Source organism: Bradyrhizobium genomosp. III (assembly GCF_000261705.1).
GTDB lineage: Bacteria > Pseudomonadota > Alphaproteobacteria > Rhizobiales > Xanthobacteraceae > Bradyrhizobium > Bradyrhizobium ottawaense.
Genome location: NZ_AJQF01000530.1, coordinates 1 through 4,796 on the forward strand (window position 1 = coordinate 1; position 4,796 = coordinate 4,796).

Here is a 4,796-nt window from a genome sequence, read left to right on the forward strand (position 1 = left end):
CTGATCGCCTCGTCACCCAAAATCCCGCATAGCTCCAGCATCCTCATTGATGGACTTTGTTAGAAAGTGTTGGTCTAAAAGGTTATGTCCGGTCGTGATTCATAATCGGCATTGAAGACATTGTCTTGCTCGTAGCCCTACCAAGGATGTTCCACATGAACGGCGGAAAAATCTCGTCTTCGTGAGTAGAGACGCGGCCAAGCGCGCTTGCTGATCGCGTTATCCCGTGGCATGTTGGATCAGGTCCGTCATTCAGCCTCCTTAGCCCCTGTCAGGGGAAGAGCGACGTTGCGGATCCGCTAACCCAAATACTTCGTGCGGCTTGGACGATTGCGCTTGTCGAAAGAAAGTTGGCCGGAGCTATAATCCAATGTGTTGACCGGCTAGCCGCGGCGCTCACTCAAGTGTGACCCCCGCGATATGACCTGATTCTTTGCAGCACTCCGCTCATATCCCGAAATGTCTTGGAGTATGCCGAGAATCAGCGAGGTGCAGTCGCATTTACATACGTAGCAACCTGCCATGTGCTCGCGCGGTCTTCGGCAAACGTCCGTATAGTTCTTTCCAACCTTCCTACATCCGAGTCAATCTTGCTGCAATTGAGCAGTTGCTTAATTTCGTTCTATTGGTCGAGCAATCGGAGGCGCGATTGCAGTTACCCTTCTGTGATCCCGCCCGATCAAAGTGAATGGGTCTTAGGTCATGAGTAGCAGCCAAAATTCTGTCGTTTCGTCGCTTTGTACGCAAGCTGTTGGTCCTCATGCGATCGGGCGGCTCGCTTTGCTTCGCCCAATCGAGCTAGCGCCGACAGGGGGGCGCGTGCCCAGCACGAGCGCCTGACGATAAGCGGACGTTTTGGTCGTTCACCTGAGTGTGCTTTCTCTCGGTCTTCCACGATCTGGGACCACACTCCTGGCTCATTTGCTGAAGCTCCATCCAGACATTGTGGCTCCGCCTGAACCCTGGTTAATGTTGGCGCTCGAGGCGTTTGGCAAGGTGGATCGGCGCCATCCGGGGGGCAGCGCACTGATTGAGGCCGCAACCTCCGAATTCTTAGGACGGATAGACCGCGCGATCGTTAGCCGCGCTTTTGCAGAAGCAGCATACGATCAGTATCTGGCAGAAGCGGGTAAGCGCATCATCATAGATAAGACACCACGCTATGGACGGTCCTTGACTTTGTTGAATCCGTCTATCCAGAAGCGCCACACATCCTTCTGATGCGCAATCCCTACGCCATCGCCGCTTCATTGAAATCGACCTGGGATTCCATGGCGGGCAGACAGCTCGCAGCCGGTCAGCGTTTCCAGTCTCACTGATCTCATGCTTCGTCTGCCCGATGGCATAATATCTTCACTCCCCGATTTGGTTTTGGGTCTTCCTAGGCTCGCCGAGCAACGTACTCGCCCGCAGGCCCATTTGGTGCAATACGAACTGCTCGTGGCGCGTCCGGACGAGGAAATCCAACGTGTACTGACAGGGCTCGGCTGTGATCCAGATGGCGTCGCATCGGCTAGCATAGGACGAGCAGATTATCTTCAAGCCAGCAGCTTTGGGGATCGAAAAAACGTGGAACGAAACGCCATCCACGGAAGCTCAGTCAAATCACGGCAATCTCAATTGTGCGTCGAGGAGATGCAAACCGTGACCGATCTGGTCGGTGCCGAGCTTTTGCTGGAACTCGGATATGAGCAGGAACTGCTGCATGCCCAGAAATCCGGAGTTCTAGACAGGGGGCGGGAGGTAACTGAACCCTATCGCCGTATATTCCGCACCTGGTGGGATATGCGAAGTACCAATGCGGGAGGATTGCCCGGCTCATCTTACGCTGGAGAGCCGGTCCACACTGCTTTGAACATTTCGGAGAACCGAGACGTGGCTATCGAGACGTTGCGAGGGGAGGTCCCGCGGCTTGAGCAGATCCTCAGCATCTCCTAAGGACGCTGGCGATGGTAACGTCTGGCAAGCTTTCTTCCCTTTTTGGCCGCCGCTCGTCGGCGAATACCTTCGGCGTAGGCCTGTACCTTCGCATCGCGAGGCAATGCTGTCACGAACATGCGCCATCCTGAGCTACGAAGCCCCGCCGCGTGTTCGGGTCATGCTCCGTTCCGCCTTTCCTGGTTGATCGCCATGAAGGCGCCATAGGCGCAGCCGAAAAGGAAGCGAAGCTCATCCTTGGCAAGCGACAGAGATGATCACTTGATGATCCGCTCTGGTCAACCGCTGGCGTGCTCGACCGCGCCCGTAGACCACGTCGGACGCGAGCTCGCATCAACGAGCCGGCCTGCAGAGGAGAGAGCAGGACAAGTACGAAGTGCGACCGTCGTCCAACCAGAGTGCCTCATCGGCGAGGTAGTTGCGCGCAACGAGCGCTGGGATGCCGGCAACTTTTGCTCGCCGCCCACGCCTTGGAACCGCCGTAAAACCGCACGCTCACCGCCGCCATATCGCTCGGTGAGACGTCCCGCGGCGAAGCGGCGTTAAGTAACTGAGATGCTGAAAGCCCAGGAATCGCTTCCAAGATAAAGCGCGCAACTTCATTGGACTTGGCTCGACGTACTCCCGGCAAATCGAGGCGACATGTTGTGTCACAAGGCCGCTCGCCAAAAGGTGTCGAACTGATTCCTGCTCGCGCAAGCATCCAAGATCGCTGGATCGCCATCAAGTGTGGCTCGCCGCGGGCTGCCAACGCCGCTCCATTGCGAGCGCAATGACGTGACACAACAGCTATGGCGGAAGGTTTAAACCGTCATGCACAGCATCCAGTAGGATCTCGCCCGGGCTGCCGAGAAGCTTCGTACCTCCATATGGCTCTTTTGGCCGGATTGCACGTAAACGGAACGATCCCGTCATTTCGCCGCAGAATCGCGCTCGCACGCGGAATACTCACGCTCGATCCAGATCTAACGTTCAAACTATTGAACCTCGCTGTGAATCCCTCGTACTCCGCTGCTTGCGTCGACTTGTCGCTGCCAAACGGGAGTACGTGAGGAAAAAGTCCCGCGAGAAAAATTCCGGAGAGGGTTGAAACGCCCGTAACGTCAAGTTGTACGATCTTCGAGCTCGCCCAGACAGCTATGTGCGTCCCAATCCCTCCACGAGCGACGGAGTGAAAATGTATCAAGTCCCAAGCAAACGCATTGGACACCCGCTGCGAACGAAGACTATCGAGTGTGCCTGCCTATCGTCCGGGCGCGACGATCTAGGCTGCATCGCCTTTCTGGCGGCAAAGCTTGCCTGACTGGGCAGTCTTACAGGTAGACCGCCGGCCGACCGGCGCCTCATAGCGCCAGAGGCGACCACGCCCAAGCCTGCACATGCGTGACAGTTGGATGAGAGCGAGCGTCGGCGCCCACTTGCGCCCGAGCGTTCAGCGCAAAAAGGCTATCTGGGAGGTCTGAAACGCATCAACGGGGAGCTTTGTGAAGGATTGCTCTCCATCCGCAATGAGAAATTGAAGGTTGTCATCCGGCGGCCTTTTGGAGCGGTCGACGCGAAACGAGACCGCGTTTCAAGGCGCTTCATTCGAAGCTATCGATGAGGAAGGCATACGCGCGCCTCCGGGGCGATGGCGCGCGTACGGCAGGTCATCGACGAACACAATGTAGGAGGAATGGTTTGACAAGACAGCGCTCTTTGCTGACGCCTGGTCCATTGTCGCTATCGTTGGCGGTGAAGAGCCAGATGCAGCTTGATCTCGCATCTCGCGATGACGAGTTCAAGGAGGTGACCGCCTGCATGAGGCGGCTGATGCTCAACTTGCTGGGAAACGCTAAGGACTATTCGGTGGTGCCCATTCAAGGAGGGGGCTCCTTTGCAATGGAGGCTGCCCTCTCTTCATTTGTGTCCCGAGCCGACAGGCCGCTCGTCTGCGTAAACGGCATCTATGGCGAGCGTGTTCTACAAATTTTGCGGCTGTGGGGGGTCGAAGCGCTGAAGCTCGTCAAGCGCGCAACCGATCCTTTGGATCCGCAAGAAATCGGCGAGTATCTGAGCCGAAATCCTGGCGTTACGCACCTGTGTTTCGTGCATTGTGAGACGACAACCGGAATCGTCAACCCTCTGCAAGAGATCGTGGAAGAGGCGAGGCGTTGTGGCGTAAAAACCATCGTTGATGGAATGAGTTCCTTCGGCGCTCTCAATATCGATCTGAGCCAGCGTGGACCAGACGTACTGGTCACATCGAGCAACAAATGCATAGAAGGGCCGCCGGGAGTAGCGTTTGTAATTGCGTCGCGCGAGCTGCTGGAGAATGCGGCTCAAGAACCGAGATCGTTTGTGCTCGATGTGAGAGATCAATGGCGCTCGCTCGAGCGCACGGGTGAGTGGCGGTCGACCCCTCCCACCCACATCGTTCAGGCAACGACAATGGCTTTGAAGATTCTGCATGAGGAGAGCATTGATGCCAGACGCTTCCGGTACGAGAAGGTCAGAGACGACCTCATCAAGGAACTCGAAGGGACAGTGTCTCCGCTGCTGTCCCCCGAGTTGCAGTCGCCGGTCTGCGTTGCGTTCAGTGCGCCGCCCGGCATAGTAGACCAGGAAGGATTCGATGGGCTGTATCGCCACTTGGCGGCCCACAATCTTTACGTCTACTCGAAGCTGCACCTTGCGACGCGAAGCTTTCGCGTCGGTTGCATTGGGGAAATCCAATCCAGCTGGATTGAGCGGTTGGGATGCGCTTTTCGTTCATATTTCCGGTCCGGTCAGGCCCGGTCAGCAAGGCCGGCGCCGGACCAAGAGGCATATGCCGCGCGCGTAAAGATGCCGGCTCAGGCAGTTGGAGACCGGCAGCT

Annotated in this window: 3 protein-coding genes; all 3 read left to right on the forward strand. The window is 56.9% G+C overall.

Features of this window, described 5'->3' with window-relative positions:
- Nucleotides 1–873 precede the first annotated feature (873 nt).
- Nucleotides 874–1,221: a sulfotransferase gene (locus IC66_RS49055; protein ID WP_011084869.1), complete on the forward strand. Its 348-nt coding sequence runs from the start codon at nucleotides 874–876 to the stop codon at nucleotides 1,219–1,221.
- A 201-nt stretch (nucleotides 1,222–1,422) separates the two neighbouring features.
- Nucleotides 1,423–1,938, forward strand: a complete 516-nt coding sequence (locus IC66_RS49060) for a NoeE-like protein (RefSeq protein WP_244442032.1) — start codon at nucleotides 1,423–1,425, stop codon at nucleotides 1,936–1,938.
- Nucleotides 1,939–3,684: 1,746 nt separating this feature from the next.
- Nucleotides 3,685–4,796 (forward strand): 2-aminoethylphosphonate--pyruvate transaminase (locus IC66_RS0140925; protein WP_038951289.1); only part of this gene is annotated, 1,112 nt, incomplete at its 3' end.